The sequence below is a fragment of the Zobellella iuensis genome, assembly GCF_016746085.1.
Lineage (GTDB): Bacteria > Pseudomonadota > Gammaproteobacteria > Enterobacterales > Aeromonadaceae > Oceanimonas > Oceanimonas iuensis.
The window spans coordinates 72,527-97,955 of the sequence record NZ_JAERTZ010000004.1; the positions used below are offsets into that span (position 1 = coordinate 72,527).

Sequence of the window (25,429 nt, forward strand, 5' to 3'; positions counted from 1 at the left end):
GGTCAGGCTTCTCCCAGGTAGGCGTTGATCACGTCGGGGTTATTGCGCACCTGCTCGGGGGTGCCGTCGGCCAGGGGCCGACCCTGGTTGACCACGTAGATATGGTCGGAGATGCCCATCACCAGTTTCATGTCGTGCTCGATCAGCAGTATGCTCACGCCTTCGTGGTCGCGCAGATCGCAGATCAGCCGATCCAGCTCCCGGGTTTCATTGGGATTGAGTCCCGCCGCCGGCTCGTCCAGCATCAGCAGCTGCGGCCGGGCCGCCATGCAGCGGGCGATCTCCAGCCGGCGCTGCTGGCCGTAGGCCAGGTTACCGGCGGTGCGGTTGGCAAACTCGGTCAGCCGTACCTTCTCCAGCCAGTAGTGGGCCCGCTCCAACCCTTCCCGCTCCGCCCGGCGAAAACCGGGGGTCTTGAACAGGCCGGCGAGAAAGTTGGTATTGAGATGGCGATGCTGGGCCACCAGCAGGTTTTCCAGCACCGTCATCTCCTTGAACAGGCGCACGTGCTGGAAGGTGCGCACCATGCCGAGGCGGGCTATCTTGTGGCCGGGCATGCCCTGGATGTCCTGCCCCTGGAAGTTGACGGTGCCGCCGCTCGGCCGGTAGAAGCCGGACAGGCAGTTGAACACCGTGGTCTTGCCGGCGCCGTTGGGGCCGATCACGGACACGATTTGCCGCTCCCGCATGGACAGCGCCACCCCGTCCACCGCCACCAGGCCGCCGAAGCGCATGGTCAGGCCGGATACCTTCAACAGCTCGGTCATGATTTCAGCTCCATGTGCGGTCGGTGCATCGGCAGCAGGCCCTGGGGCCGCCAGATCATCATCAGCACCATCAGCAGGCCGAACAACAGCATGCGGTATTCGTTAAACTCCCGGGTCAGCTCCGGCAGTATGGTCATGACGATGGCCGCCAGCACCACCCCGATTTGCGAGCCCATGCCGCCCAGCACCACTATGGCGAGGATGATGGCCGACTCGATGAACACGAAGGACTCGGGGCTGATAAAGCCCTGGCGCGCGGCGAAGAAGCTGCCGGCGAAACCGGCGAAGGCGGCGCCGATGGTAAAGGCACTCAGCTTGATAAGCGTCGGGTTGAGACCGAGCGAACGACAGGCGATTTCATCCTCGCGCAGCGCCTCCCAGGCCCGGCCCAGGGGCATGCGCAGCAGCCGGTTGATGATAAAGATGGTGAACACCACCAGCACCAGCGCCAGCAGGTAGAGGAAGATCACCTTGTGCCCCGAGTTGTAGGCGATGCCGAAGAACTCGTGGAAGAGGTTCTCGCCCCGGCGTTCGAATTCCAGCCCGAACAGGGTCGGCTTGGGAATACCGGCGATGCCGTTGGGGCCCCCGGTCACCTCGGTCATGTTGTTGAGCAGGAGGCGGATGATTTCGCCGAAGCCCAGGGTGACGATGGCCAGGTAGTCGCCGCGCAGCCGCAACACCGGAAAGCCGAGCAGAAAACCGAACAGCGCCGCCATGCCGCCGGCGAGCAACAGGCAGGTCCAGAAATCCAGCCCCAGGTAGGCGTTGAGCAGGGCATAGGTATAGGCGCCCACCGCGTAGAAGCCCACGTAGCCCAGATCCAGCAGGCCGGCCAGGCCCACCACCACGTTCAGCCCCAGCCCCAGCATCACGTAGATCAGGGTCAGGGTGGCCAGATCCACGGCGCCACGGGAGCCGACGAAGGGCCAGATAACCAGCCCGGCCAGCACCAGCACGGTGACGGTGCGGTACAGCCAGGGCTGCTCCTCCGGGGCCGGCAGGGCGAAGTGGCCCTTGCGATCGGACAGGTAGCGGAAAGGCTTACGCAACTGGGCCTGGAACAACTGCCCCAGGAACACCAGGGCCGCGCCCAGCGCCAGCCACTCCCAGGCCGTGTCCAGGCGATTGGTCACCACCAGCCGGGTGCCGGCGGTTTCCAGCCGGAAACCGAGCAGCCAGCCGGCCAGCACCAGGAAGAGGGCGACGGCGATAACGGCGGGTTTGAGCTTGTTCATACCTTTTCCACCTCCGGTTTGCCCAGGATGCCGGTGGGCATGAACAGCAGCACCGCGATCAGCAGGCCGAAGGACACCACGTCCTTGTACTCGGTGCTGAAATAGGCCCCGGTCATGGCCTCGGTCACGCCCAGCAGCAGGCCGCCGAGCACGGCGCCGGGCACGCTGCCGATGCCGCCCAGTACCGCGGCGGTAAAGGCCTTGAGCCCCGCCATAAAGCCGATATAAGGGTTGATGACGCCGTAGTAGGAGCCCAGCAGCACCCCGGCCACCGCCGCCAGGGCGGCCCCGATCACGAAGGTGAGGGCGATGATGGTGTTGCTGTTGATACCGAGCAGGTTGGCCATTTTGAGATCCTCGGCGCAGGCCCGGCAGGCACGGCCCATGCGCGAGCGGGAAATAAACAGCGACAACAGGGTCATGGCGACGAAGGTCACCAGGAAGATGATCAACTGCATGTAGGACAGGGACGCCTGGAAACTGCCCTCACCGAAGCTCCATCCGCCCGGGATCAGGCTGGGCATGGCGATGTCCCGCGAGCCCTGGCTGAGGCGCATCATGTTCTGCAGGAAGATGGACATGCCGATAGCGGAGATCAGGGCGATCAACCGTTTGCTGCTGCGCAGCGGCCGGTAGGCCACCCGCTCGATGGAATAGCCGTAGACGCTGGTCAGGGTGATGCTCACCAGGAAGGCGGCAGTCAGCAGCAGGAAGCTGCTGTCGATGCCCATCATCATCAGCGCGGTCATCACCATGAAGGCGGCATAGGCGCCGATCATGTAGACCTCGCCATGGGCGAAGTTGATCATGCCGATGATGCCGTACACCATGGTGTAGCCGATGGCGATCAGGGCATAGGTGCTGCCGATGGTCAGGCCATTGAGCAGTTGCTGGACGAAATAAAGCACGGGCTCGGACATACAACCTTTCCTTGTCGTAAGAGCGGTCGGGAAAATCGGGGGATACCAGAGCGGGGCCGGCAGGCCCCGCTTGCTTCAGGAGGAGCTCGCCCTTACAGCTGGGAAGAGGAACCGTCCTTGTGCCACTCGAACACGCCGAATTCGAAACCGAGCAGATCGCCCTTGTCATCCCAGGACAGCGGGCCCATCACGGTGTTCACCGGCTCGGCACGCAACGCCTCGGCCACGGCTTCCGGCTCGGTCCCGGCGCGCTTGATGCCTTCGGCAATGGCTTCCACCGCGGCATAGGTGGTCCATACGAAGGGGCCGGTAGGATCCTCGCCCTTGGCCTTGATCGCCTCCACCACGGCGGCGTTGGCCGGATCCAGGTCATATTTCTTGGGCAGGGTCACCAGCAGGCCTTCGGAGGCGTCGCCGGCGATGGAGGTGATGTCCTTGTGGCCCACGCCTTCCGGCCCCATAAAGCGGGCCTTGAAGCCTTTTTCGGCAGATTGCCGCAGGATCAGTCCCAGTTCCGGGTGATAGCCGCCGTAATAGACGAAGTCCACCTGGTCACGCTGCAGCTTGGCAATCAGGGCGGAAAAGTCCTTGTCACCCGAGGTGATCCCCTCGTAGGCCGCCACCTCGACACCGGCGTTTTTCAAGGCGTCGCGCACGCTGGAGGCCAGGCCTTCACCGTACTGCTTCTTGTCGTGGATCACCGCAATACGTTGGGGCTTGACCTGCTCCAGGATGTAGCGGGCCGCGGTCGGCCCCTGATCACTGTCGAGGCCGATGGTACGCATCACGAATTCCAGGTCGCGCTCGGTGATGGCGGGGTTGGTGGACGCCGGGGTGACCATCAGTATGCCTTCGTCGTCGTAGACGTCCGACGCCGGCAGGGTACTGTCGGAGCACAGGTGGCCCACCACGAACTGGATGCCGTCGTTGACGATACGGTTGGCCACCGCCACCGCCTGCTTGGGATCGCAGGCATCGTCATATTCCACCGCCTGCAGGCTGTACTCGCCCAGGGTACCGGACTGGTTGAGCAGCTCGACCGCCATGCGGCCGCCGGTGAACTGCATGTCGCCGTACTGGGCCACGGCACCGGTTACCGGACCGGCGATGGCAATTTTTACGGTTTCCGCCGAGGCGGAAAAGGCCGCGCCGTAACCCAGGGCGGCGAACACCGCCGCCGCTACCGCCTTTTTATTCCTTGTGACCATGTAAATTCCCTCTGTCCTGATATTGGCCTTGCCGGAGATGATCCGGTCTGCCTTTTTTCTAACCCCAGCGCGCGATTTCCACAAGAGAAAAATGCTCCAGATGGGGCTTGTTACAAAATAAAAACAAAGATTGTGAAGCCGGATCCCATCCGGGGCTTCCGCCATAGCGTAAAATACGCCCGACACAGAATCGGGACAACCATGGCTAATCCGGAAACCTGCCGGCAGGCATCGCCGCCGCGCCTGGCGGTGGGCATAAAACCGCCACTGACCGATTAGATTTGCTAATATACGTTCTTTCTCAGCCCGAGGTTTCAGCATGGCGACCATCAAAGATGTGGCAGCACAGGCGGGAGTATCCATCTCCACCGTCTCCCACGTGCTCAACCGGACCCGTAAGGTAAGCGCATCGGCCCGGGCAAGGGTGGAGCAGGCGGTACAGGAGCTCAACTACGCCCCCAACTCGGTAGCCCGCAGCCTCAAGGTCAACAATACCCGTACCATCGGCATGCTGGTCACCACCAGCGTCCATCCTTTTTTCGCGGAAGTGGTGCAGGCGGTGGAGGATCTCTGCTTCGAGCTGGGCTACAGCCTGATCCTGTGCAATACCGAGAACCAGCCCGAACGGCAGCTGATGCACCTGCGCATGCTGCTGGAAAAGCGGGTCGACGGCCTGTTGGTGATCTGCACCGATACTCCCCCTTCCCTCACCGAACTGCTGCAACAGCAACCCAAGCTGCCGCTGGTCATGCTGGACTGGAGCCGGGACAACCACTTCGCCGACATTATTCATGATAATGCCGACATTGGAGGCTATCTTGCGGGAAAATACCTGTTAGAGCAGGGCCACAGGGATTTTGCCTGCATCACCGGCCACCTGCACAAGGGCACCAGCCGGCTGCGGCTGGACGGCTTTACCCGGGCACTGGCCGAGGCCGGCCTCCGCTTGCCGCCCGAGCATATTATCGAGGGGGATTTCGAGAGCGAAAGCGGCTACCAGGCCATGCAGCAGTTGCTGCGGCAGCAGGCCAGGGCGAGTGCCGTGTTCGCCTTCTGCGATACCATGGCCTTCGGCGCCATCTGCGCCATCACCCAGGCCGGGCTCAGGGTACCTCAGGACATTTCGGTGATCGGCTATGACGACGTCAATATGGCACGCTTTACCAGCCCGCCGCTGACCACCATCTCCCATCCCAAGCGTACCCTGGGCCGCTGGGCCCTGGAGCTGCTGCTGAAGCGGATCAAGGAAAAGGATCACCAGCCCGAACAGCTGGAGCTCAAGCCTCGGCTGGTGGTGCGGGAATCGGTATGTCCGCCCGGGAGCAGGGATTAGGGGCCGGAAGCCGGAAGCCGGAAGCCGGAAGCCGGAAGCCGGAAGCCGGAAGCCGGAAGCCGACAGAGGATCCCATATCGCCGGATTTCCCAAAGAACAGGGCCCGCCGAGGCGGGCCCTTGTTTAACCAGGTGGGGGCGGCTTACTGCCAGTCCAGTATCACCTTGCCGGACTGGCCCGAGCGCATCACGTCGAAGCCCTGCTGGAAGTCGTCCACCTTGAAGTGGTGGGTGATGATGGGAGTCAGATCCAGGCCGGACTGGATCAGGCTGGCCATCTTGTACCAGGTTTCGAACATCTCCCGGCCGTAGATGCCCTTGAGCACCAGGCCCTTGAAGATCACCTTGTTCCAGTCGATGGCCATGTCGGAGGGCGGTATGCCCAGCATGGCTACCTTGCCGCCGTGGTTCAGCTTGTCCAGCATGTCGCGGAAGGCCGCCGGCACCCCGGACATTTCCAGGCCCACGTCGAAGCCCTCGGTCATGCCCAGCTCGGCCATGACGTCGTCCAGCTTTTCCTTGGCCACGTTGACCGCCCGGGTCACGCCCATCTTGCGGGCCAGCTCGAGGCGGTACTCGTTGACGTCGGTGATCACCACATGGCGGGCACCCACATGGCGGGCCACGGCGGCAGCCATGATGCCGATGGGGCCGGCACCGGTGATCAGCACGTCCTCGCCCACCAGGTCGAAGGACAGGGCGGTGTGCACCGCGTTGCCGAAGGGGTCGAAGATGGAGGCCAGATCATCGGAAATCTCGTCCGGCAGCTTGAAGGCATTGAAGGCCGGGATCACCAGGTACTCGGCGAAGGCGCCCTCCCGGTTCACTCCCACCCCCACGGTGTTGCGGCACAGGTGGGTGCGGCCGGCACGGCAGTTGCGGCAGTGGCCGCAGGTGATATGGCCCTCGCCAGACACCCGATCGCCTATTTCAAAGCCGCGCACTTCCTGGCCGATGGCCACCACCTCGCCCACGTATTCGTGGCCGACCACCATGGGCACGGGGATGGTCTTTTGGGACCAGTCGTCCCAGTTGTAGATGTGGATATCGGTACCGCAGATGGCGGTCTTGCGGATCTTGATCAGCAGATCGTTGTGGCCCAGTTCGGGCTCGACCACCTCCGTCATCCAGATGCCGGGTTCCGCTTTCAGTTTTGCCAGTGCTTTCATCGTCATGCTCCCCTTAAATCACACCCAGTTCCCGGCCCACTTCGGTGAAGGCGGCGATGGCCCGGTCCAGCTGTGCGCGGCTGTGGGCCGCCGACATCTGGGTCCGGATGCGGGCCTGGCCCTTGGGCACCACCGGGAAAGAGAAACCGATGACATAGATGCCCCGCTCCAGCAGCCTGTCGGCCATGTTGGCCGCCAGGGCGGCGTCGCCCAGCATCACCGGAATGATGGCGTGATCCTTGCCCGCCAGGGTAAAGCCGGCGGCGGTCATCTGCTCCCGGAAGTAGTCGCTGTTTTCCCGCACTTTCCGTCGCAGCTCGTCGCCGTCTTTCAGCATGTCCAGCACCTGGATGGAGGCGGCGACGATGGCCGGCGCCACCGAGTTGGAGAACAGGTAGGGGCGGGAGCGCTGGCGCAGCCAGTCGATCATTTCCTGCTTGCCTGCGGTATAACCGCCGGAGGCGCCGCCCAGGGCCTTGCCCAGGGTGCCGGTGATGATGTCGACCCGATCCATCACACCACAGTACTCGGGAGTGCCCCGGCCCTGCTCGCCCACAAAGCCCACGGCGTGGGAGTCGTCCACCATCACCAGGGCGTCGTACTTGTCCGCCAGGTCGCAGATGGCCTTGAGGTTGGCGATGACGCCATCCATGGAGAAGACGCCGTCGGTGGCTATCAGCTTGAAACGGGCGCCGTCGGCGGTGGCCTGCTGCAGGCAGGCTTCCAGCTCGGTCATGTCGTTGTTGGCATAGCGGTAGCGTTTGGCCTTGCACAGCCGCACCCCGTCGATGATGGAGGCATGGTTGAGGGCATCGGAGATGATGGCGTCTTCCGGCCCCAGCAGGGTTTCGAACAAGCCGGCGTTGGCATCGAAGCAGGAGGTGTAGAGGATGCTGTCTTCCATGCCGAGGAAGGCGGACAGCTCCGCCTCCAGCCGCTTGTGCAGATCCTGGGTACCGCAGATAAAACGCACCGAGGCCATGCCAAAACCGTGGCTGTCCAGCCCCTGCTGGGCCGCCTTGATCAGCTCGGGATGGTTGGCGAGCCCCAGGTAGTTGTTGGCACAGAAGTTAATCACTTCCCGCTGACCGACCTCGATGGCCGCACTCTGGGGCGAGGTGATCACCCGCTCCTGCTTGTAGAGCCCTTCGGCCTTGGTTTGCGCCAATTGCTCACTGATATGAGCATAAAATGCCAACGACATACTGAACTCCCGTTATCAATCTGGCTGACTGGGTTGATTTCAGGTCATTTTACTATCAACAATCTCCTTTGACACAATATATTCTGATCAAGCTGGCTATTTGTGAAAGGGATCACTGGGCGCACGGGCCAGGGCCTGATAATGCTCCGACAATTTGGCCAGTTCGGCTCCCTTCTCCGGGTGGAAGTAGGGCTTGAGCAGCAGCAGCACCCGGGCCACACCCTCGTACAGCACCGCCTGGCTGATGCGGGGGTTGAGCGACTGGGCCGACTGGTAGCTGACCCAGAAGGAGACGACCATCTTCAGGGTCTGGGTCAGGGGTTCTATCTCCTGGTCGGGGATGGCCAGCACCTGCTGGGCGTTCAGCTCCCGCAGCAGCGCCTGCAGGTTGATTTCCAGCTCCCGCTGCACCGCCAGGTACTTGCTATGCAGCTCCGGATCCCGGCGCAGGATGTCATTGAGGTTGGCGTAGAAGAAGCGGAATTCCCACATTACATAAAAGATGGCGTCCAGGTAGTGGAACCACACCGCCGGGCTGGCACTGGCGGGGCCGGTGACAGGAGTGAAACTTTTGCGTAAATGATCGGAGTATTGCTCGAAGATACGGTGAATAATGTCGTTCTTGTTACGAAAATGATAGTAAAGATTCCCCGGACTGATGCCCAGATGGGCGGCGATATGATTGGTGGTAACATTCGCCTCCCCCTGCTCGTTGAACAACTGCAGGGCGGCGGCGACAATACGGTCCTTGGTTTTCATGCGGTTAACCAAAACTCACTGACATAACTGAATAGTAACACAGGCAAGCGGGTTAGTTTTCTGCCGCCGAACCATGGTAAGCTTTTGCCTACTTTACCCCGTTTTGCCGGACAGACTCCGGCCAGCAAGAGGCAGACTTTGATGATCATTGTGACTGGCGGCGCCGGCTTTATCGGCAGTAATCTGGTGAGGAGCCTGAACGAGCAGGGGCGGACCGACGTGGTGGTGATCGACGACCTGACCGACGGCACCAAGTTCGTCAACCTGGTGGATCTGACCATCGCCGATTACCTGGACAAGGACGAGTTCCTGCACCGCATCGTGTCCGGCGACGAGTTCGAGGAGTGGGGCGGCATCGAGGTCATCTTCCATGAAGGCGCCTGCTCCGCCACCACCGAGTGGGACGGCAAGTTCATGATGGAGAACAACTACGAGTACTCCAAGGATCTGCTGCACTACTGCCTGGAGCGGGACATCCCCTTTATCTACGCCTCCTCCGCCGCCACCTACGGCGGCCGTAACGACAACTTTATCGAAGAACCCCGGTACGAGCAGCCGCTCAACGTCTACGGCTACTCCAAGCAGCTGTTCGACCAGTATGTGCGCCGCCTGCAGCCGGACATCCAGTCCCAGGTGGTGGGGCTCAAGTACTTCAACGTCTACGGCCCGCGCGAGCAGCACAAGGGCGGCATGTCGAGCGTGGCTTTTCACCTCAACACCCAACTGCACAAGGGCGAGAACCCCAGGCTGTTCGAGGGCTGCGACGGCTTCCCCGACGGCGGCCAGATGCGCGACTTCATCTATGTGGATGATGTCTGCAAGGTCAACCTCTGGTTCTGGCAGAACCCGCAGGTTTCCGGCATTTTCAACTGCGGCACCGGCCGCGCCGAACCCTTCAAGAGCGTGGCCGAGGCGGTGATCAAGCACCATGGCAAGGGCCAGATTGAGTACATCCCCTTCCCCGACCAGCTGAAGGGCCGCTACCAGAGCTTTACCCAGGCCGACCTGACCAAACTGCGCGCCGCCGGCTACCCCCACGGCTTCAGAACGGTGGCCGAAGGGGTGGCCGAATACATGGCCTGGTTGAACAAGTAACGTCCGGGCCGCTCATGAATATACTGATGGCGCTGTCCCAATTGGAGGTGACCGGGGCCGAGGTGTATGCCACCACCCTCGGCGACGAACTGAGCCGGCGCGGGCACCGGGTGTTTTATGTCTCCGACACCCTGACCAAGCCACACCAGGGCCAGTTCTTCCGGCTGCGCTTCAACAAGCGCAGCCTCCCCCGTCGCTTCTGGCATGTGGGTTACCTGATTTATCTCATCAAAAAGCACCGCATCCAGCTGGTGCATGCCCACAGCCGCGCCTCCAGCTGGAGCTGTTATGTGGCCTGCAAACTGACCGGTAGCCCCATGCTCACCTCGGTACACGGCCGCCAGCCGGTGCACGCCTCGCGCAAGAAATTCCACGCCCTGGGCGACCGTGCCCTGGCGGTGTGCGAGGCGGTGCGGGACCAGCTGATCAGCGCCCTTGGCGTCGATCCCGGATTGATCGCCATCGGCCGCAACGGCATCGACACCCGTCACTACCAGCCCGTGCCGGCACCGGTGAATGAACGGCCGGTGATCAGCATCGTCGGCCGGCTCACCGGCCCCAAGGGCGAGCTCTGCTACCGGCTGCTGGATCAGTGCCTGGATACCGACAGGTACCGGGTGCAGGTGGCCTCCGGCTCCGAGCTTCCCGAGCGCTTCCAGCGCTTTCAGGACAAGGTCGACTTTCTCGGCTATGTGCGGGACGTGCCCGGGCTGATGACCACCTCCGATCTGGTGATCGGCGCCGGCCGGGTGGCGATGGAGTCCATCCTGATGGGCAGGCCCACCTTCGCCATCGGCGAAGCCAGCGCCCCGGGGCTGGTGACGCCCGACAATATCGATGCCGCCATGGCCGGCAACTTCGGTGATATCGGGCCCAGGGATCTGGATATCGACTTTGCCGCCTTGCCCGAGCGGATAGCGACGGCGCTGGCCAGCCAGGGCACGGCGCCCGAAGTCATGGATCGGGTCAGAAAGGGCTACGATCTCGTCACCGTGGCCGACCAGCTGGAGCAACACTACCAGAGCGTCTATGTGCACCGGCTGCGGCGGGAAGTGCCCATCGTCATGTACCACCGCTTTATCCGCGATGACAGCGAAAAAGGCGTACATGGCACCTATCTGCACGTAAACATGCTGGAAAAGCACTTCAAGCTGCTCAAGCGCCTGGGCTATGAGACCCTCACCTTCGCCGATCTGGCCGACCAGGGCCTGGCCAGCCGGCTCGAGCCCGGCAAGAAGTACATCATCATCACGGTGGACGACGGCTACCGGGACAACTATGAGCTGCTGTTCCCGCTATTGAAAAAATACGGCTTCAAGGCGGTGATCTACCTGGTCACCGGCGAGCGCTTCAACCGCTGGGACGTGGAGCAGCCCGACAACCCGGAAAAGCGGGTCGAGCTGATGAATCCTGAGCAGATCAAGGAAATGGCCGACTCCGGCCTGGTGGAATTCGGCGGACATACCCTGACCCACCCGCACCTGGACACCCTGAGCAGGGAAGAACAGCGACGGGAAATTGCCGATAACAAGGCGCAACTGGAACAGCTGCTGGGCCGGCCCCTCGCCTCCTTCGCCTACCCCTTCGGCAGCCATAACGCAGACAGCAAGGCACTGGCCCAAACGCTGGGCTACCCCTTCGCCGTGGCCACCAACAGCGGCCCCCTGGCCATGCACGAAGACCCTTACCAGATCCGCCGTATCGCCATCTTTCCCCGCACCGACGTGTTCGGGCTGTGGCGGAAGATCAAGGGGGACTATGTGTTCAGGAAAGCCATGGGGAAGTAACGACAGAGACACTGTACACATGCCCGGTGGCCGGACCGGGCATGATTCGCGACAAGCCCGCTCATCACTATCGAAGCAACTGCCGCAGCAAAGGCGTGTAATGCTCCTGGGAAAGGCGGTTCATATCGGGCGGTACATGCGGCGAGGAGAACAATACCAGGGTGTCGTTATCATTGGGTCCCCATTCGGCAAAGTTTTCATCGTCCGGGTTATAAAAAGCCAACAGCTTCTTGCCCAAACCCACCGCAATATGAACCGTCGCTGTATCGACGGAAATGACCCAATCCGCCCTGCGCATAATGGCAATAGAATCGTATATTGATTTAGTGTCCGGGTAATAAAAAACCCGTTCATGACCATGACATATATTTTCCACCTCACCTTTTTTTTCCGGCGTGGTCAAAATGACGACATGGATATCCTCTCGCTGCCTCAGCAGCACACCCAGTATTTCCCCTATCTTTTCTTGATTCAGCTGCCTCGATTGGCCACTCCCGTAAGGGTTGAAAACGAGCAATGGCTTGTCCAAGCTGGCCAGAAACACATCGACCTTTCTCTGTGCTTCAATATCGTCGGGCACTATATAGGAGGTGCTTTCAATGTCTGCGCCGGTTCTCTCAAGCAACAAGCGAAATTTTTCTGAAAAATGCTTTCCTCTGCCAGACCGACCCAACGTCAAGTTCACCAGCCCGACCTGTTCGTCCAACCCCGCTATGGCTCTGCTCTTCACTCGACTCATAAAGAAAATATCTTTCATCTTCAATGCGTTGCTAAGATGCACCAACAAATCCATTTCACCCAGTTCGGCCGCCAGTTGATTCAGCTCACCGTAACTAGGACGTTTTCTTATTTCATAGACGTGATCTGCAGAAAAATATTTCCGGAACAAGGCGGACATATTGGGTGTAGTAATCACATCCAGCCGGATATCAGGATAGCTTCTTCGCCACTCCCGGAAAATAAAGGAAGAAACGATGGAGTCACCCCACTTGGCGTCCCAACGGACCAGAACCACCCTCTTCAAGACTCCATCCGGTTTAAATGCCACACCTTGGCGGTCGAATAACCAGATCCCCAGCTTTCTACGCCAGATGTCTCTTGCCAGTTGCAGTGAGGATATCCACTTCTTGAGCATAACTGTATTAAACCGAGTCAATAGTTACCTGGCATTGTATAATGCTTGCCTGCCAAAGAGGAAACATTCTCAATGACGAACAAAATCCTGATCATAGGCCCCTCCTGGGTGGGCGACATGGTGATGTCCCAGAGCCTCTATATCGCCCTGAAGCGGCAGCATCCCGGCGCCAAGCTGCATGTGATGGCACCGGCCTGGTGCTGCGCCCTGCTGGAGCGGATGCCGGAGGTGGACAGGGCCATCGTTATGCCGCTGGGCCATGGGGATTTTAAACTGGCCGAGCGGTTCCGCCTGGGCAGGAAGCTCGCCGCCGAGGGCTATGACTGGGCCATCATCCAGCCCAACTCCCTCAAATCGGCGCTGATCCCGCTGTTTGCCGGCATCAAAAAACGCACCGGCTGGAAGGGCGAGTCCCGCTACGGCCTGCTGAACGATCTGCGCAACAACAAGGCCGATTTTCCGCTGATGGTGGAACGCTATGTGTCGCTGGCCTACCCCAAGGCACAGATGAGGGATAACCACTGTCTCCCCGAACTGCCCTGGCCCGCGTTACAAGTCGACTTATCCAACCAGCAAAAAGCCCTGGCCGAACTGGGCCTGACAACCGGCAGAGCGGTCCTGAGCCTCTGCCCGGGCGCCGAGTTCGGGCCGGCCAAACGCTGGCCGGAGCAGTACTACGCCGAGGTGGCCCAACACCAGATCGAACAGGGCCGACAGGTGTGGATCTTCGGCTCGACCAAGGATATTCCGGTAGCCGAGGCCATCAAACACCACCTGCCGCAGAGGCTGCAGGAGCATTGCCAGATACTGGCGGGCAGAACCTCGCTGCACCAGGCCATCGACCTGATGGCGCTCAGCGCTGCCGTGGTCTCCAACGACTCGGGGCTGATGCATATCGCCGCCGCCCTGCAGCGCCCCCTGGTCGGCATCTACGGCTCCACCTCGCCCCGCTATACCCCGCCGCTGGCCGAGCGGGTCGCCGTGGTGCATACCGATATTGAATGCCGTCCCTGCTTTAAGCGGGAGTGCCCGCTCGGACACCTCAAGTGCCTGAAAGAGCTGCCAGCCCAGCTTGTCATAAGCAAGCTTGAGAACATGTTATGACACAGAGTGGCGTAATGAATAAAGAAATCAAGATTGTCGTTATTAACCTGCCCTCGTCTTTCGAAAGAAGAGAATACGTATCGAGAAGACTCGCTGAACTGGGCCTGACCTACACCCTTTTCAGTGCAGTCAATGGCAGAGAAAATACAGATCCAGACCTTGCACTATACGATGACAGGAAAAGATTGTTCGAAAAGGGGCACTCCCTTACCTTAGGAGAGAGAGGTTGCTTCGCTAGTCATCGGGGAGTATGGCAGCTCAGTGTAAAAGAAAAGGCCAACATACTGGTGCTGGAAGATGATGTCGAACTTTCAGCAGATCTGCCATCGATACTCCATGAGTGCAGCGCCCTGCTCGACGATTACCACTATATCCGTCTAGGAAGAGGAACGGCAAAACACTCCCTGAAGTTCCTTCCTAAATGGAAGGTAGAGCGAGATGTAGATGAGCAACACCGCTTGGTCAAATATCTTCGTGGCCCCAGCTGTGCTCACGCCTATATCATAACTCCAGTTGCAGCGGAAAGGTTCCTGTCGCACAGTAAAAAGTGGTGGTGGCCGGTAGATGATTATATGGATATGGAGTACCTTAATGGCCAGTGCAACTATGGCATCGAGCCTCCATTAGTCAATCAGCGCGGAGTCGCATCCGATATTGGCGGCGTTAAAAAGCCCAAAAGAAAAATAGCTACCCGGATCAGAAAAGAATATTTTAGATATCTGAATATCATGAGAAGAAATCTTTTTAACCTTAGCTATTTTCTTAATAAACGTTAACCCTGCTTATGGGATATCTCTTACTCTACAACCTGCTTATCCACCTGTTCAGCCCGCTGCTGCTGGGGCTGCTGTACTGGCCCAAACGAGGCAAACCGGGGTTCGGCCGGCGCTGGCCGGAGCACCTGGGCTGGGTCAGGCCAACCTCGACAGCAAGACCGCTCTGGCTGCATGCGGTCAGCGTGGGCGAGGTGGTGGCCGCCACTCCCCTGATCAAGGCGCTAAAGGCCGCCCATCCGGCGCTTGCCATAGTGGTCACCACCACCACCCGCACCGGGGCGGATCAGGTGGCCAAGTTGGGCGCCCTGGTGGAGCACCGCTATGCGCCGCTGGATTTCCCCTGGGCGGTGGCAGGCTTTATGCGCCGCCTCCGGCCGCGGGCCCTGCTGATCATGGAAACCGAACTCTGGCCCAACCTGCTGCACGCCTGCGGCCGGCGCCGGTTGCCGGTGCTGGTGCTCAACGCCCGGTTGTCGGCCCGCTCCGCCGCCAGATACCGGCGTTTTCACGGCATATTCCGGCTATTATCCGCCAATATCACTCATCTCGCCTGCCAGCACCGGGACGATGCCGAGCGCTTCGCCGGGCTGGGTGTGCCCCGCGAGCGGCTCAGCGTCACCGGCTCGGTGAAGTTCGATATCGAGTACGGCGAGGCCGTCGTCGAACAGGGCCGGCAACTGCGCGAGCAGCTGGGCGCCCAACGCCCGCTCTGGATCGCCGCCTCCACCCACGAAGGCGAAGACGATCAGCTCCTCACCGTCCATCGCCAGTTGCTGCAACGGCACCCCGATGCCCTGCTGCTACTGGTGCCGCGCCATCCCCAGCGTTTCGACCAGGTGGCGGAGCTGGTGACGCGGCAGGGCCTGGCCCTCTGCCGCCGTACCGAGGGCAATCCCGGCCCGCAGACCCAGGTCTATCTGGGCGATACCATGGGCGAGCTGCCGCTGATGCTGGCGGCGGCCGACATCGCCTTTGTCGGTGGCAGCCTGATCGAGCGGGGCGGCCACAACCTGCTGGAGCCCGCCGCCCTGGGCAAGCCGGTGCTGACCGGCCCCTCCACCTTCAATTTCGGCGACATCAGCCGCCAGCTGCTCGATGCCGGAGGCGCCCGCATCATCGCCGACGGCGGCGAACTGGCCACCGCCCTGGAGCAATTGTTCGCCGATACGGAGCAGGCCCGGGCCATGGGCCGCCGGGCCCGGGCGGTGGTCGCCACCAACAAGGGCGCCCTGGCCAGGACCCAGGCCCTGATCCAGGATCAGCTCGCCCTGTAACCGCTCAGCAGCGCCTGCCAGTCCTGCTCATCCCAGTGAAAGCCGGGGTGCAGGCCCTGCTCTTTGCGGAAGGAACGCAGCAGCCGCTCCATGTTCTCCCGGGACCAGCTGCCGGGCTGGCGGAAATGGCATTTGTCGAAGTCGATCAGCCAGCTCTTGCCGCCGTCGTCCAGCAGCACGTTGTGGCTGTTGAGATCCGCATGATAGAGGCCGGCGTCATGGAACTGGCGGATGGTCCTGCCGATACCCTGCCATTCCTGGGAGCCCAGTGCCTGTTCCTTGAGGATGGCCACCAGATCACGGGCATGGTTGATACGGGTCAGGATGATGTCGGCCCGGTACACCAGGTTGGAGCGCACCATGCGGGCGGCGCAGGGCCGGGGCACCGGCAGGCCACGGCGGTGCAGCTTGGCCAGCACGGTGAATTCCGCCATGGCCCGGCTCTTGGACTCGGCCACGTGCAGAAAGGTATCCTCCATCACCCGGCCTATCATGCCGCCCCGGTAGTAGTGGCGCAGCACCTTGTCGCCCACCTCGTCCTCCACGAACCAGGTGGTGTTGCGCCCCACCGCCTTGCCGCGGATGGCATTTTGCTCGCGCCAGTAGTCGATTTCGAAGTAATCCCGCTTGAATGCGCCGAAGCATTCGGGATCGTACCAGATAATTTCAGAGCCGTGCTCTATCCGTTCCATTTCCACCCCCAGACCAAAACACGGATTTTACATGGCCCGCCGGGCTTTGCATAATGCCGGACTCGGATCCAAGAGAGTGCACCCATGGCCCTGTTCAGCTCGCCCCCGTCTTCCCTTTGTTTGCTGCGTTTGTCCGCCATCGGCGACTGCTGCCACGCGGTGGCCCTGGTTCAGGCCATCCAGCGCCAGTGGCCCCGGACCCGTATCACCTGGATAACCGGCAGGGTGGAAGCCGGCCTGCTGCAGCTGCTGCCCGGGGTGGAGGTGATCCCCTTCGACAAGAAGGCCGGCTGGAAGGGCTATCTCGCCCTGTGGCGACAACTGCGGGGACGCCGCTTCGACGCCCTGCTGCATATGCAGGCGGCCCTGCGCGCCAGCATCGCCAGCTTGGGCGTCAGGGCCCGATACCGGCTGGGTTTCGAGCGGGAGCGGGCCAAGGACGGGCAGTGGCTGTTCACCAACCTCAGGGTGGCCGCCACCGGCGACCATGTGGTGGACGGCTTTATGGGCTTCGGCCGGGCGCTGGGGCTGGACGATCTCGCCCCGCGCTGGTCCCTGCCCCTGCCGGAGGCGGCCCGGGACTGGGCCCGCCCGCACCGGGACCACCGTCCGCTGTTGCTGATCTGCCCCGCCGCCAGCAAGGCCTACAAGAACTGGACCGCCGAAGGCTACGCCGCCCTCGCCGATCACGCCCACGGGCGCGGTATGAAGGTGATACTGATCGGCAGCCCCGCCAGAATGGAGCAGGAGCTGGCAGCGAACATCTGCAATCTTGGCGACAACATCGACGAAAACCTGGTGGGCAAGACCAGCCTGCCGCAACTGCTGGCCCTGATCGAAGCGGCCAGCCTGGTGGTGGCGCCGGATACCGGCCCCGCCCATATGGCGACCCTGGTCGACACCCCCGTTATCGGCCTCTACGCCCACCACAACCCCCGGCGCACCGGCCCCTACCGCTGCCGGGACTACGTGGTCAGCGTCTACGAAGAGGCCCTGCTGGCGGAAACCGGCAAGACCCCCGCCCAGTTGCCCTGGCGCACCCGGGTCAGGGATCCGCACGCCATGCAACGCATCACCCTCGACCAGGTGATTGCCCAGTTCGACCGCATCACCCGGGATTTCAATCTGTTACAGGAGCCTTCATGAGTCAGCGCCCCACCCTCGCCGCCGTCCTGATCGTCAAGAACGAGGCGGACAACCTGGCCGACTGCCTGGCCACCCTGGACTGGGTGGACGAAATCGTGGTGCTGGACTCGGGCAGTACCGACCGCACCCGGGAAGTGGCCGAGGCCGCCGGGGCCCGCTTCTTCGAGAACACCGACTGGCCCGGCTTCGGCCGCCAGCGGCAACTGGCCCAGAGCAGGGTGCAGTCCGACTGGGTGCTGTGGGTGGACGCGGACGAGCGGGTCACCCCCGAACTCAGGGCCAGCATCGAGGCGGTGCTGGCCCGTCCCACCGGCGATACCGTCTACGCCATTTCCCGCCTGTCCTGGGTGTTCGGCCGCTTTATCCGCCACTGCGGCTGGTACCCGGATCGGGTGCTGCGGCTCTACCCCAGGGCCCTCACCGGCTACAACGACGCCCTGGTGCACGAGAAGGTGGAGCTGAAGCCGGGCATCAAAACCGCCCGCCTGCGGGGGGATCTGCTGCACTACACCTACCGGGATCTGGAGCACTACCTGGTGAAGTCGGCCGGCTACGCCGCCGCCTGGGCCCGGCAGCGGGCCGAGCGGGGCAAAAAGGGCTCCCTGGCCCAGGGGTTGCTGCACGGGGTGGGCTGCTTCCTCAAGATGTACCTGCTGAAGGCGGGCTTTCTGGACGGTCGGCAGGGCCTGCTGCTCAGCCTGCTGTCGGCCCACTCCACCTTCGTGAAGTACGCCGATCTCTGGATCAGGACAGAAACGTCCGGGCCCAGGGACTGACCGCCGCCGCCACGGCGCCGATCTCCACCCGGCTCATGTCCTCCACCTGCTCCCCGGCCTCGCCGGGGGGATGAAAGGCCAGGTGCCGCCCCTCGCTGTTGAGCGGCCGCCAGCGCAGCGGCGTAGCCGAGCGGCGCAGCGGGAAAAAGCCCACCGTGGGCACGTCCAGGGCGGCGGCGATATGCAAGGGGCCGGTGCTGCCGGCCACGAACAGGCTGCCGCAGGCCAGCAGCCGGCAGAAGGCCGGCAGGGGCAGATCCCGGGCCACCACGGCCCCCACCCCGGTCTCGGCCGCGACCCGCTCCGCCAGCGCCGCTTCCCCGGGGCCGGCGGTGAGCACCGGCTGGGCGTCCGGGAACTGGCCACACAACTGCCGTATCAGCTGTGCATACTGGCCGGCCGAGAGGTTATTGGCCGAGCCACCACTGCCCGCGTGCACCAACAGCCAGGGCCGCTCGGCCGCCAGCCCCAGCGCCGCCGACAGCGAAGCCCGGAAGGCCGCCAGCTCGGCGGCCTCGAAGCGCAGGTAGGGTGGCGCCGGCTCGACCGCCGCCACCCCATGATGGCGCAGGAAGGCCCGCACCAGATCCAGGTTGTATTCGTACTCGGGCTTGGCGGAGCGGGAGCGGCGCTGGGTCACCCTGTGGTTGTAGAGCACCTGGGCCAGCTTGGTGGCCGGTGCCCAGCGCTGGGGGATGCCCGCCTGCCACATCAGTTTGGCGTTGCGAAAATTGGAAAACAGACAGATAACCGCATCGAACCGCTCGGTCTTGAGCTGTGCCAGCAACTCAGCCTGGGCGGCGGGCGGGGCCTGCTTGCCCGGATCCAGCAGCACCCGGTCGATGCTCGGACAAAGTTCGGCCAGCTCGCGGGTATAGGAAGGGACCAGGGCGACGACCTCGCAGCCGAGTGAGGCCTTGAGCATGGCAAAAGCCGGCCAGGCCAGCATGAAATCACCTATCTTGTCGTTGCGTACCACCAACACCCGTTTCATATCGCGCTCCACCTTGTTCTTGTGCTGCGGTATTCTACCCCAAACTCTTTAGCTGCGTTTGCCAATAAGGACATTCCATGAGCATCAGGGTCATCTACCCCGGCACCTTCGATCCCATCACCAACGGCCACCTGGATCTGATAGAGCGGGCCTCTCGACTGTTCAACAAGGTGATAGTGGGGGTGGCTTTCAGCCCCAGCAAGCGGCCCATGTTCTCGCTGGACGAGCGGGTCGAGCTGGTGAAGGAAGTCACCGGACAACTGGGCAACGTCACGGTAGTGGGCTTTTCCGGCCTGCTGGTGGACTTCGCCCGGGCACACCGGGCCGGGGTGCTGATCCGCGGCCTGCGCGCCGTGTCCGACTTCGAGTACGAATTCCAGCTCGCCAACATGAACCGGCGGCTGATGCCGGAGCTGGAAAGCGTCTTCCTCACCCCGGCGGAGGAAAACTCCTTTATCTCCTCCACCCTGGTGAAGGAAGTGGCGATTCACGGCGGCGATATCAGCCAGTTCGTGCCCGCCGCCGTGGCCGAGGCGGTGGCCAGGAAGCTGGGCTGAAGGCTTGGCTGTAAAGCCGGGCCGTCACCGCTGGCAGAGCGGGCAGAACACGGTGCTGCGGCCGTTCATGCGCACCTCGCGCAGCAGGGCACCACAGCGGGTGCAGGGCTGGCCGGCCCGGCCGTACACCTGCAACTCCTGTACGAAGTAGCCGGGCTTGCCGTCGCTGCCGGTAAAGTCCTTCAGGGTGGTGCCGCCCTGGCCGATGGCCCGTGCCAGCACCGCCTTGATCTCCCCGGCCAGTGTCAGGTAACGCTCCCGGCCGATGTTGCCCGCCTCCCGTTTGGGGCTGATGCCGGCGCCGAACAGCGACTCGTTGGCGTAGATGTTGCCCACCCCCACCACGATCTGGTTATCCATGATGAACTGCTTGACCGCCGTCTTGCGGCCCCGGCTGCGTTGGTAGAGGTAGTCGCCGTCGAAGGCTTCGGTGAGCGGCTCGGGCCCCAGCCTGGCCAGCAGCGGGTGCTGCTCCACCGGCTCCCGGGTCCACAGCAGGCAACCGAAGCGGCGCGGATCGTTGAGCCGCAGCAGCTTGCCGTTGGCCAGCTCGATATCCACATGATCATGCTTGCCCGCCGGCGTGCCCTGGGGCAGCACCTTGAGGTTGCCGGACATGCCCAGGTGCAGTATGGCGGTGCCCCAGTCGGTTTCCAGCAGCAGGTACTTGGCCCGGCGGCGAATGCCGACGATGGTGAGCCCGACCAGCTCCTGGATTTCCGCCGGCACCGGCCAGCGCAGGCTGGGGTTGCGCACCACCACCCGCATCACCGACTCCCCCAGCAGATGAGGGGTTATGCCCAAACGGCTGACTTCGACTTCTGGTAACTCCGGCATCTCGCCCTCCCGTTGCGCTGAGGCGGCAGTATAGCCAAGGTGGCGGCCATAAAAAAACCCGGCCGGGGCCGGGTTTTTTAGAAGAGCAAAATCTTACTTGATTTTGCCTTCTTTGTAGATCACATGCTGGCGGATCACGGGATCAAATTTTTTGATCTCCATTTTCTCGGGCATGTTGCGCTTGTTCTTGGTAGTGGTGTAGAAGTGACCAGTACCAGCGCTGGAATTCAGGCGGATCTTCTCGCGAATACCTTTAGCCATGGGTTATCTCCTTAAACCTTTTCGCCACGGGCACGCAGGTCAGCCAGGACACTGTCGATACCTTTTTTGTCGATAATACGCATACCCTTGGTGGTGATGCGCAGTTTTACAAAACGCTTCTCGCTTTCAACCCAGAAACGGTGAGTCTGCAGGTTGGGCAGGAAGCGACGCTTGGTGGCGTTGTTGGCGTGAGAGCGGTTGTTACCAACAGCTGGCCGCTTACCAGTTACTTGGCATACTTTAGACATGTCAGTCTTCTCCAAAACTTACTTTTGCTCGAGCAATTAATCACCCCGTTGGCCGTCTATCGGGGCAAAATAAGGCGGCAATTTATACAGCATACCGCGCTCGAGATCAACTAAAAGCCGAGCGTCCGGCACTAAAGCCAGCCACGCTCGGCAAAGGATACGGTTTCACCATCACCAACCACCAGATGATCCAGCACCCGGACATCCAGCAGCCCCAGGGCGGCCTGAATACGTTCGGTGATCATGCGATCCGCCCGGCTGGGCTCGGCCACTCCGGATGGATGATTATGCACCAAAATGACCGCGGCGGCACCCAGTTTCAGCACCAGGGCCACGATTTCCCGCGGGTACACCGCCGCCGCATCCAGGGTGCCGTAGAACAGCTCATGGAAGCGGATCACCCGGTGCTGATTGTCGAGCAGCAGCAGGGCGAACACTTCCCGCGGCCGATCCCGCAGTTGCGCCTGCAAATACTGCCGGGTCAGCTCCGGGCTGGTGAGGGCATGCTCGCGCACCAGCTTTTCATCGAGAAAGCGGCGCATCAGCTCCAGGCTCGCCTGCAGCTGCACGAACTTGGCCAGCCCCAGGCCGGGCCCCTCGCAGAAACGGTGCCGATCCGCCAGCAGCAGCTGGCGCAGGGAGCCGAACCGGCTCAGCAGGGTACGCGCCAGGGTCACCGCGTCCATGCCCTTGGCGCCAGTGCGCAGAAAAATCGCCAGCAACTCCGCATCCGACAGGCTGGCAGGCCCCCGGCTCAGCAGTTTTTCCCGGGGGCGCTCCCCCTCCGGCCAGTCCTTGATGCTCATCATGCCCCTCCCACCCAACCGTTAAAGCCTAGTCCAGCCCCCGCCCGGGCCCCACAATTCACCCGTTTGTGGTAATCTTGCGGCCTGTCCAGTTTGGGAACGCAGCCATGTCATTAACGGGAAAACGCATAGTTATCGGCATCACCGGCGGTATCGCGGCCTACAAGAGCGCCGAGCTGGTGCGCCGCCTCAAGGAGCGGGGCGCCGAGGTCCGGGTGGTGATGACCGAATCCGCCAAGGCCTTCATCACCCCGCTTACCCTGCAGGCGGTATCGGGCGAGCCGGTGTCCGACTCCCTGCTGGACCCGGCCGCCGAAGCCGGCATGGGCCACATCGAACTGGCCCGCTGGGCCGAGCTGCTGCTGCTCGCCCCGGCCAGCGCCAATACCCTGGCCCGGCTGGCCGCCGGACTGGCCGACGATCTGCTCACCACCCTCTGCCTGGCCACCCCGGCCCAGGTGGCGGTGGCCCCGGCCATGAACCAGCAGATGTACCGCCACGCCGCCACTCAGGCCAACCTGGCGACCCTGGCCGGCCGCGGCTTGGCGATCTGGGGCCCGGCCCAAGGCGAGCAGGCCTGTGGCGACGTGGGACCGGGCCGAATGCTGGAGCCGATGGAGCTGGTGGCCGAGGTAGAGCGTCATTTCGCCCCCAAAGCCCGGCCCCTGGCGGGCGTTAAACTGATGCTTACCGCCGGTCCCACCCGCGAGGCGCTGGACCCGGTGCGCTTCATCTCCAACCACAGCTCCGGCAAGATGGGCTTCGCCCTGGCGGCGGCGGCGCTTGAGCTGGGCGCCGAGGTGACCCTGGTAAGCGGCCCCGTCGGCCTGGCCACCCCGGCCGGGGTGGCCCGCATCGAGGTGGAAAGCGCCCGCCAGATGCACCGGGCGGTGATGGAACACATCGCGGAGCAGCAGATTTTCATCGCCTGCGCCGCCGTGGCCGACTACGCCCCCAAAACCGTCGCCGAGCAGAAAATCAAGAAAACCGCCAGCGACACCCTGGTCATCGAACTGACCAAAAACCCCGATATCGTGGCCGAGGTGGCGGCCCTGCCGAACAAGCCCTTTACCATAGGGTTTGCGGCGGAAACCCGGGATGTGGAAAAATACGCCCGGGACAAGCTCAGCCGCAAGGGGCTGGACATGATCGCGGCCAACGATGTGGCCAAGGCCGGGCAAGGCTTCAACAGCGACGACAACGCCCTCACCGTGTTCTGGCCACAAGGCCGGACCGATTTACCCCTGGCCGGCAAGACCCTGCTCGCCAGGCACCTGATGACTCTGATTGCAGACCAATACCATGAACGCCATTGAACTGAAGATCCTCGACCCCCGCGTGGGCACCGACTTCCCGCTGCCGGCCTACGCCACCCCGGGCTCCGCCGGGCTGGACCTGCGCGCCTGCCTGGACGCCCCGCTGGAGCTGGCCCCGGGCGACACCACCCTGATCCCCACCGGCATCGCCATCCATATCCAGGACCCCGGCCTGTGCGCCACCATACTGCCCCGCTCCGGCCTGGGCCATAAGCACGGCATCGTACTGGGCAACCTGGTTGGCCTGATTGACTCTGACTACCAGGGTCAGTTAATGGTATCCTGCTGGAACCGCGGAAAGGATCATTTCACCATACAGCCGGGGGAGCGCATCGCCCAGTTGGTGATCCTGCCCGTGGTGCAGGCCCAATTTACGGTAGTTGACGAATTTGACCAAAGCGAGCGGGGAGAAGGCGGTTTCGGCTCTTCCGGTCGCCACTAACCAAGTTGAGTGCGCCTATGGCCAATACCCAGAACAAGAAAAACCGTCGTGAACAAATCCTGCAGGCCCTGGCCCACATGCTGGAAACCAGCCCGGGGCAGCGGATCACCACCGCCAAGCTGGCGGCGGCGGTAGGCGTGTCGGAAGCGGCGCTTTACCGCCACTTTCCGAGCAAGGCCCGGATGTTTGAGGGATTGATCGACTTCATCGAGGAAACCCTGTTTTCCCGGATCAATCTTATTCTTCAGGATGAGAAGGACAGCGCCCTGCGCCTGCGCTACATACTGCAGCTGGTGCTGGGCTTTTGCGAACGCAACCCCGGCATTACCCGCCTGCTCAACGGCGATGCCCTGCAGGGCGAGCACGAGCGGCTGCTGGCGCGCATCAACCAGCTGTTCGACCGGCTGGAAACCCAGCTCAAGCAGGTGATGCGCGAGCGCCGCCTCTACGAGGGCGAAGGCTTCGCCGAAAACGAAACCGTGCTGGCCAACCTGCTGCTGGCCTACGCGGAAGGCCGCATCAACCAGTACGTTCGCAGCCAGTTCCGCATCAAACCCACCCACAACTTCGACAGCCACTGGCAATTGCTGCACCGGCAGCTGGCCGTGGCCGCCTGACGCCTGTCGTCACTGCTCCCCCGCCCTTGCCGGCCCCACCGGCAAGGGCGCGACCAAAACCAACAATAACGAGAGAGACACGATTATGGATACAGAATTGCTCAATACCGATATGTTGAACGAGGCCCAGAGCTGGATCCTCAACAACCAGGGGCTGCTCATCGAGTATTCGGTGAATATCGCCGCCGCCCTGCTGACCCTGATCATCGGCTTCATGGCGGTCGGCATGCTGACCGGCGGCCTGAACAAGGTACTCAAGGCGCGCAAGGTCGACAGCACCATCTCCGACTTCGTCACCAGCCTGATCAAGTACGGCCTGCTCGCCTTCGTGCTCATCGCCGCCATGAGCCGGGTCGGGGTACAGACCGCCTCCTTCGTGGCCATCGTCGGTGCCGCCGGCCTGGCCGTGGGCCTGGCGCTGCAGGGCTCCCTGTCCAACTTCGCCGCCGGGGTGCTGCTGATCGGCTTCCGTTTCTTCAAGGCCGGCGACTACGTGGAGGCGGCCGGCACCGCCGGCACGGTGCACTCGGTGCAAATCTTCACCACCATACTGCTGACCCCGGACAACCGCATGATAGTGGTGCCCAACGCCAAGATCCTCAACGACAACATCATCAACTACTCCAGGGAGAAGACCCGCCGCATCGACCTGGTGATCGGCGTCGCCTACAGCGCCGACCTGAAGAAAACCAAGGAAGTGCTGACCCGCATCGTCAACGCAGATCCGCGCATCCTGAAAGAACCCGAGTGCCGCGTCGCGGTGAACAACCTGGGCGCCTCCTCCGTCGACTTTATCGTCCGCCCCTGGGTGCAGGCCGAAGACTTCTGGACGGTGCGCTTCGATCTGCTGGAAAAGATCAAAAACGAGCTGGACGCCAACGGCATCGGCATCCCCTTCCCGCAGATGGATGTGCACCTGCACCAGAAGGAGCCCCAGCGCTTAAAGCAGGAAGTTGCCTGACTCCGCCG

The 25,429-nt window shown here is 62.5% G+C and carries 27 protein-coding genes; 13 read left to right on the plus strand and 14 right to left on the minus strand.

Annotated features, from left to right (window positions below; all coding sequences use genetic code 11):
- Positions 1–2: 2 nt before the first annotated feature.
- The 4 genes from livG to JKV55_RS02090 form a co-directional block, all read right to left on the minus strand.
- The gene (gene livG, locus JKV55_RS02075) at positions 3–767 is read right to left on the minus strand and encodes a high-affinity branched-chain amino acid ABC transporter ATP-binding protein LivG (RefSeq protein ID WP_237332610.1); all 765 of its coding nucleotides are present in this window, start codon (positions 765–767) and stop codon (positions 3–5) included.
- Positions 764–2,005 carry a high-affinity branched-chain amino acid ABC transporter permease LivM gene (locus JKV55_RS02080; protein WP_202082092.1) on the minus strand — a complete coding sequence of 414 codons (1,242 nt, stop codon included), beginning with the start codon at positions 2,003–2,005 and terminating at the stop codon, positions 764–766. The genes livG and JKV55_RS02080 overlap by 4 nt, the downstream gene beginning before the upstream one ends.
- Positions 2,002–2,925 carry a high-affinity branched-chain amino acid ABC transporter permease LivH gene (livH, locus tag JKV55_RS02085; RefSeq protein WP_202082093.1) on the minus strand — a complete coding sequence of 308 codons (924 nt, stop codon included), beginning with the start codon at positions 2,923–2,925 and terminating at the stop codon, positions 2,002–2,004. Before livH ends, JKV55_RS02080 begins: the two co-directional genes overlap by 4 nt.
- Before the next feature lie 92 nt (positions 2,926–3,017).
- Positions 3,018–4,133 (minus strand): branched-chain amino acid ABC transporter substrate-binding protein, encoded by a 1,116-nt coding sequence (locus tag JKV55_RS02090; protein WP_237332611.1) that lies wholly within the window; start codon positions 4,131–4,133, stop codon positions 3,018–3,020.
- 319 nt (positions 4,134–4,452) lie between these two features.
- Here JKV55_RS02090 and JKV55_RS02095 point away from each other — a divergent pair, with 319 nt between their 5' ends.
- Positions 4,453–5,466 (plus strand): substrate-binding domain-containing protein, encoded by a 1,014-nt coding sequence (locus JKV55_RS02095; protein ID WP_202082094.1) that lies wholly within the window; start codon positions 4,453–4,455, stop codon positions 5,464–5,466.
- A gap of 142 nt (positions 5,467–5,608) precedes the next feature.
- Here JKV55_RS02095 and tdh read toward each other — a convergent pair whose 3' ends face one another.
- The 3 genes from tdh to JKV55_RS02110 all read right to left on the minus strand — a co-directional run bounded on the left by tdh (position 5,609) and on the right by JKV55_RS02110 (position 8,597).
- A complete protein-coding gene (gene tdh, locus JKV55_RS02100) occupies positions 5,609–6,634 on the minus strand; it encodes an L-threonine 3-dehydrogenase (protein WP_202082095.1) in 1,026 nt (341 codons plus the stop codon).
- Between the two features lie 13 nt (positions 6,635–6,647).
- A complete protein-coding gene (locus JKV55_RS02105; protein WP_202082096.1) occupies positions 6,648–7,838 on the minus strand; it encodes a glycine C-acetyltransferase in 1,191 nt (396 codons plus the stop codon).
- A gap of 96 nt (positions 7,839–7,934) precedes the next feature.
- Entirely contained in the window at positions 7,935–8,597 is a 663-nt protein-coding gene (locus JKV55_RS02110) for a TetR/AcrR family transcriptional regulator (RefSeq protein ID WP_202082097.1), read from the minus strand.
- A 141-nt stretch (positions 8,598–8,738) separates the two neighbouring features.
- Between JKV55_RS02110 and rfaD the strand changes: the two genes are divergently transcribed.
- Positions 8,739–9,692, plus strand: a complete 954-nt coding sequence (gene rfaD / locus JKV55_RS02115; RefSeq protein WP_202082098.1) for an ADP-glyceromanno-heptose 6-epimerase — start codon at positions 8,739–8,741, stop codon at positions 9,690–9,692.
- A gap of 14 nt (positions 9,693–9,706) precedes the next feature.
- Positions 9,707–11,479, plus strand: a complete 1,773-nt coding sequence (locus JKV55_RS02120) for a bifunctional glycosyltransferase family 4 protein/polysaccharide deacetylase (RefSeq protein ID WP_202082099.1) — start codon at positions 9,707–9,709, stop codon at positions 11,477–11,479.
- A gap of 67 nt (positions 11,480–11,546) precedes the next feature.
- Here the strand turns inward: JKV55_RS02120 and JKV55_RS02125 are convergent, their stop codons facing one another.
- A complete protein-coding gene (locus JKV55_RS02125; RefSeq protein ID WP_202082100.1) occupies positions 11,547–12,614 on the minus strand; it encodes a glycosyltransferase family 9 protein in 1,068 nt (355 codons plus the stop codon).
- Between the two features lie 72 nt (positions 12,615–12,686).
- Between JKV55_RS02125 and waaF the strand changes: the two genes are divergently transcribed.
- Genes waaF through waaA form a run of 3 tightly spaced genes read left to right on the plus strand, consistent with a single transcriptional unit; the run spans position 12,687 to position 15,768 of the window.
- Positions 12,687–13,718, plus strand: coding sequence for a lipopolysaccharide heptosyltransferase II (gene waaF / locus JKV55_RS02130; RefSeq protein WP_202082101.1), 1,032 nt, complete (start codon positions 12,687–12,689; stop codon positions 13,716–13,718).
- Between the two features lie 14 nt (positions 13,719–13,732).
- Entirely contained in the window at positions 13,733–14,494 is a 762-nt protein-coding gene (locus JKV55_RS02135) for a glycosyltransferase family 25 protein (RefSeq protein ID WP_202082102.1), read from the plus strand.
- Between the two features lie 8 nt (positions 14,495–14,502).
- A complete protein-coding gene (waaA, locus tag JKV55_RS02140; RefSeq protein ID WP_202082103.1) occupies positions 14,503–15,768 on the plus strand; it encodes a lipid IV(A) 3-deoxy-D-manno-octulosonic acid transferase in 1,266 nt (421 codons plus the stop codon).
- Here the strand turns inward: waaA and JKV55_RS02145 are convergent.
- Entirely contained in the window at positions 15,753–16,460 is a 708-nt protein-coding gene (locus tag JKV55_RS02145; protein ID WP_202082104.1) for a 3-deoxy-D-manno-octulosonic acid kinase, read from the minus strand. The two genes, waaA and JKV55_RS02145, sit on opposite strands and share 16 nt — an antisense overlap.
- Before the next feature lie 84 nt (positions 16,461–16,544).
- Here JKV55_RS02145 and JKV55_RS02150 point away from each other — a divergent pair, with 84 nt between their 5' ends.
- Together JKV55_RS02150 and JKV55_RS02155 are read left to right on the plus strand one after the other, a co-directional pair.
- Positions 16,545–17,606, plus strand: coding sequence for a glycosyltransferase family 9 protein (locus tag JKV55_RS02150; RefSeq protein ID WP_202082105.1), 1,062 nt, complete (start codon positions 16,545–16,547; stop codon positions 17,604–17,606).
- Complete coding sequence (locus tag JKV55_RS02155) at positions 17,603–18,382, plus strand: glycosyltransferase family 2 protein (protein WP_202082106.1); 780 nt, start codon at positions 17,603–17,605, stop codon at positions 18,380–18,382. Before JKV55_RS02150 ends, JKV55_RS02155 begins: the two co-directional genes overlap by 4 nt.
- On the opposite strand, the gene JKV55_RS02160 is transcribed toward JKV55_RS02155, so the two are convergent.
- Positions 18,351–19,376, minus strand: a complete 1,026-nt coding sequence (locus JKV55_RS02160; protein WP_202082107.1) for a glycosyltransferase family 9 protein — start codon at positions 19,374–19,376, stop codon at positions 18,351–18,353. The genes JKV55_RS02155 and JKV55_RS02160 overlap by 32 nt on opposite strands.
- Positions 19,377–19,453: 77 nt before the next feature.
- Between JKV55_RS02160 and coaD the strand changes: the two genes are divergently transcribed.
- On the plus strand, positions 19,454–19,933 hold the full coding sequence (gene coaD, locus JKV55_RS02165; protein ID WP_202082108.1) for a pantetheine-phosphate adenylyltransferase: 480 nt from the start codon (positions 19,454–19,456) through the stop codon (positions 19,931–19,933).
- 24 nt (positions 19,934–19,957) lie between these two features.
- Here coaD and mutM read toward each other — a convergent pair whose 3' ends face one another.
- The 4 genes from mutM to radC form a co-directional block, all read right to left on the minus strand.
- Positions 19,958–20,770, minus strand: a complete 813-nt coding sequence (gene mutM / locus JKV55_RS02170) for a bifunctional DNA-formamidopyrimidine glycosylase/DNA-(apurinic or apyrimidinic site) lyase (protein WP_202082109.1) — start codon at positions 20,768–20,770, stop codon at positions 19,958–19,960.
- 93 nt (positions 20,771–20,863) lie between these two features.
- A complete protein-coding gene (rpmG, locus tag JKV55_RS02175; protein WP_094040656.1) occupies positions 20,864–21,031 on the minus strand; it encodes a 50S ribosomal protein L33 in 168 nt (55 codons plus the stop codon).
- A gap of 11 nt (positions 21,032–21,042) precedes the next feature.
- Entirely contained in the window at positions 21,043–21,279 is a 237-nt protein-coding gene (rpmB, locus tag JKV55_RS02180) for a 50S ribosomal protein L28 (RefSeq protein WP_014291125.1), read from the minus strand.
- A gap of 131 nt (positions 21,280–21,410) precedes the next feature.
- Positions 21,411–22,085, minus strand: a complete 675-nt coding sequence (gene radC / locus JKV55_RS02185) for a RadC family protein (RefSeq protein WP_202082210.1) — start codon at positions 22,083–22,085, stop codon at positions 21,411–21,413.
- Between the two features lie 107 nt (positions 22,086–22,192).
- On the opposite strand from radC, the gene coaBC reads away from it, so the two are divergent.
- From coaBC to mscS, 4 genes are all read left to right on the plus strand, one after another.
- A complete protein-coding gene (gene coaBC, locus JKV55_RS02190) occupies positions 22,193–23,401 on the plus strand; it encodes a bifunctional phosphopantothenoylcysteine decarboxylase/phosphopantothenate--cysteine ligase CoaBC (protein ID WP_202082110.1) in 1,209 nt (402 codons plus the stop codon).
- On the plus strand, positions 23,388–23,843 hold the full coding sequence (dut, locus tag JKV55_RS02195; protein ID WP_094040659.1) for a dUTP diphosphatase: 456 nt from the start codon (positions 23,388–23,390) through the stop codon (positions 23,841–23,843). The genes coaBC and dut overlap by 14 nt, the downstream gene beginning before the upstream one ends.
- A gap of 17 nt (positions 23,844–23,860) precedes the next feature.
- The gene (gene slmA, locus JKV55_RS02200) at positions 23,861–24,460 is read left to right on the plus strand and encodes a nucleoid occlusion factor SlmA (RefSeq protein ID WP_094040660.1); all 600 of its coding nucleotides are present in this window, start codon (positions 23,861–23,863) and stop codon (positions 24,458–24,460) included.
- Between the two features lie 85 nt (positions 24,461–24,545).
- Positions 24,546–25,421, plus strand: coding sequence for a small-conductance mechanosensitive channel MscS (mscS, locus tag JKV55_RS02205; protein ID WP_202082111.1), 876 nt, complete (start codon positions 24,546–24,548; stop codon positions 25,419–25,421).
- The last annotated feature ends 8 nt before the right edge of the window (positions 25,422–25,429 follow it).

What these genes read in the sequence shown, in the direction of transcription:
- coaBC (WP_202082110.1), top strand. Translation starts at nt 22,193, where the DNA reads ATGTCATTAACGGGAAAACGCATAGTTATCGGCATCACCGGCGGTATC.
- mutM (WP_202082109.1), bottom strand. Translation starts at nt 20,770, where the DNA reads ATGCCGGAGTTACCAGAAGTCGAAGTCAGCCGTTTGGGCATAACCCCT.
- rfaD (WP_202082098.1), top strand. Translation starts at nt 8,739, where the DNA reads ATGATCATTGTGACTGGCGGCGCCGGCTTTATCGGCAGTAATCTGGTG.
- radC (WP_202082210.1), bottom strand. Translation starts at nt 22,085, where the DNA reads ATGAGCATCAAGGACTGGCCGGAGGGGGAGCGCCCCCGGGAAAAACTG.
- JKV55_RS02110 (WP_202082097.1), bottom strand. Translation starts at nt 8,597, where the DNA reads ATGAAAACCAAGGACCGTATTGTCGCCGCCGCCCTGCAGTTGTTCAAC.
- JKV55_RS02145 (WP_202082104.1), bottom strand. Translation starts at nt 16,460, where the DNA reads ATGGAACGGATAGAGCACGGCTCTGAAATTATCTGGTACGATCCCGAA.
- JKV55_RS02105 (WP_202082096.1), bottom strand. Translation starts at nt 7,838, where the DNA reads ATGTCGTTGGCATTTTATGCTCATATCAGTGAGCAATTGGCGCAAACC.
- JKV55_RS02150 (WP_202082105.1), top strand. Translation starts at nt 16,545, where the DNA reads ATGGCCCTGTTCAGCTCGCCCCCGTCTTCCCTTTGTTTGCTGCGTTTG.
- JKV55_RS02095 (WP_202082094.1), top strand. Translation starts at nt 4,453, where the DNA reads ATGGCGACCATCAAAGATGTGGCAGCACAGGCGGGAGTATCCATCTCC.
- JKV55_RS02090 (WP_237332611.1), bottom strand. Translation starts at nt 4,133, where the DNA reads ATGGTCACAAGGAATAAAAAGGCGGTAGCGGCGGCGGTGTTCGCCGCC.
- waaA (WP_202082103.1), top strand. Translation starts at nt 14,503, where the DNA reads ATGGGATATCTCTTACTCTACAACCTGCTTATCCACCTGTTCAGCCCG.
- JKV55_RS02135 (WP_202082102.1), top strand. Translation starts at nt 13,733, where the DNA reads ATGAATAAAGAAATCAAGATTGTCGTTATTAACCTGCCCTCGTCTTTC.
- rpmG (WP_094040656.1), bottom strand. Translation starts at nt 21,031, where the DNA reads ATGGCTAAAGGTATTCGCGAGAAGATCCGCCTGAATTCCAGCGCTGGT.
- JKV55_RS02125 (WP_202082100.1), bottom strand. Translation starts at nt 12,614, where the DNA reads ATGCTCAAGAAGTGGATATCCTCACTGCAACTGGCAAGAGACATCTGG.
- JKV55_RS02120 (WP_202082099.1), top strand. Translation starts at nt 9,707, where the DNA reads ATGAATATACTGATGGCGCTGTCCCAATTGGAGGTGACCGGGGCCGAG.
- rpmB (WP_014291125.1), bottom strand. Translation starts at nt 21,279, where the DNA reads ATGTCTAAAGTATGCCAAGTAACTGGTAAGCGGCCAGCTGTTGGTAAC.
- dut (WP_094040659.1), top strand. Translation starts at nt 23,388, where the DNA reads ATGAACGCCATTGAACTGAAGATCCTCGACCCCCGCGTGGGCACCGAC.
- slmA (WP_094040660.1), top strand. Translation starts at nt 23,861, where the DNA reads ATGGCCAATACCCAGAACAAGAAAAACCGTCGTGAACAAATCCTGCAG.
- mscS (WP_202082111.1), top strand. Translation starts at nt 24,546, where the DNA reads ATGGATACAGAATTGCTCAATACCGATATGTTGAACGAGGCCCAGAGC.
- JKV55_RS02080 (WP_202082092.1), bottom strand. Translation starts at nt 2,005, where the DNA reads ATGAACAAGCTCAAACCCGCCGTTATCGCCGTCGCCCTCTTCCTGGTG.
- JKV55_RS02155 (WP_202082106.1), top strand. Translation starts at nt 17,603, where the DNA reads ATGAGTCAGCGCCCCACCCTCGCCGCCGTCCTGATCGTCAAGAACGAG.
- waaF (WP_202082101.1), top strand. Translation starts at nt 12,687, where the DNA reads ATGACGAACAAAATCCTGATCATAGGCCCCTCCTGGGTGGGCGACATG.
- coaD (WP_202082108.1), top strand. Translation starts at nt 19,454, where the DNA reads ATGAGCATCAGGGTCATCTACCCCGGCACCTTCGATCCCATCACCAAC.
- tdh (WP_202082095.1), bottom strand. Translation starts at nt 6,634, where the DNA reads ATGAAAGCACTGGCAAAACTGAAAGCGGAACCCGGCATCTGGATGACG.
- livG (WP_237332610.1), bottom strand. Translation starts at nt 767, where the DNA reads ATGACCGAGCTGTTGAAGGTATCCGGCCTGACCATGCGCTTCGGCGGC.
- livH (WP_202082093.1), bottom strand. Translation starts at nt 2,925, where the DNA reads ATGTCCGAGCCCGTGCTTTATTTCGTCCAGCAACTGCTCAATGGCCTG.
- JKV55_RS02160 (WP_202082107.1), bottom strand. Translation starts at nt 19,376, where the DNA reads ATGAAACGGGTGTTGGTGGTACGCAACGACAAGATAGGTGATTTCATG.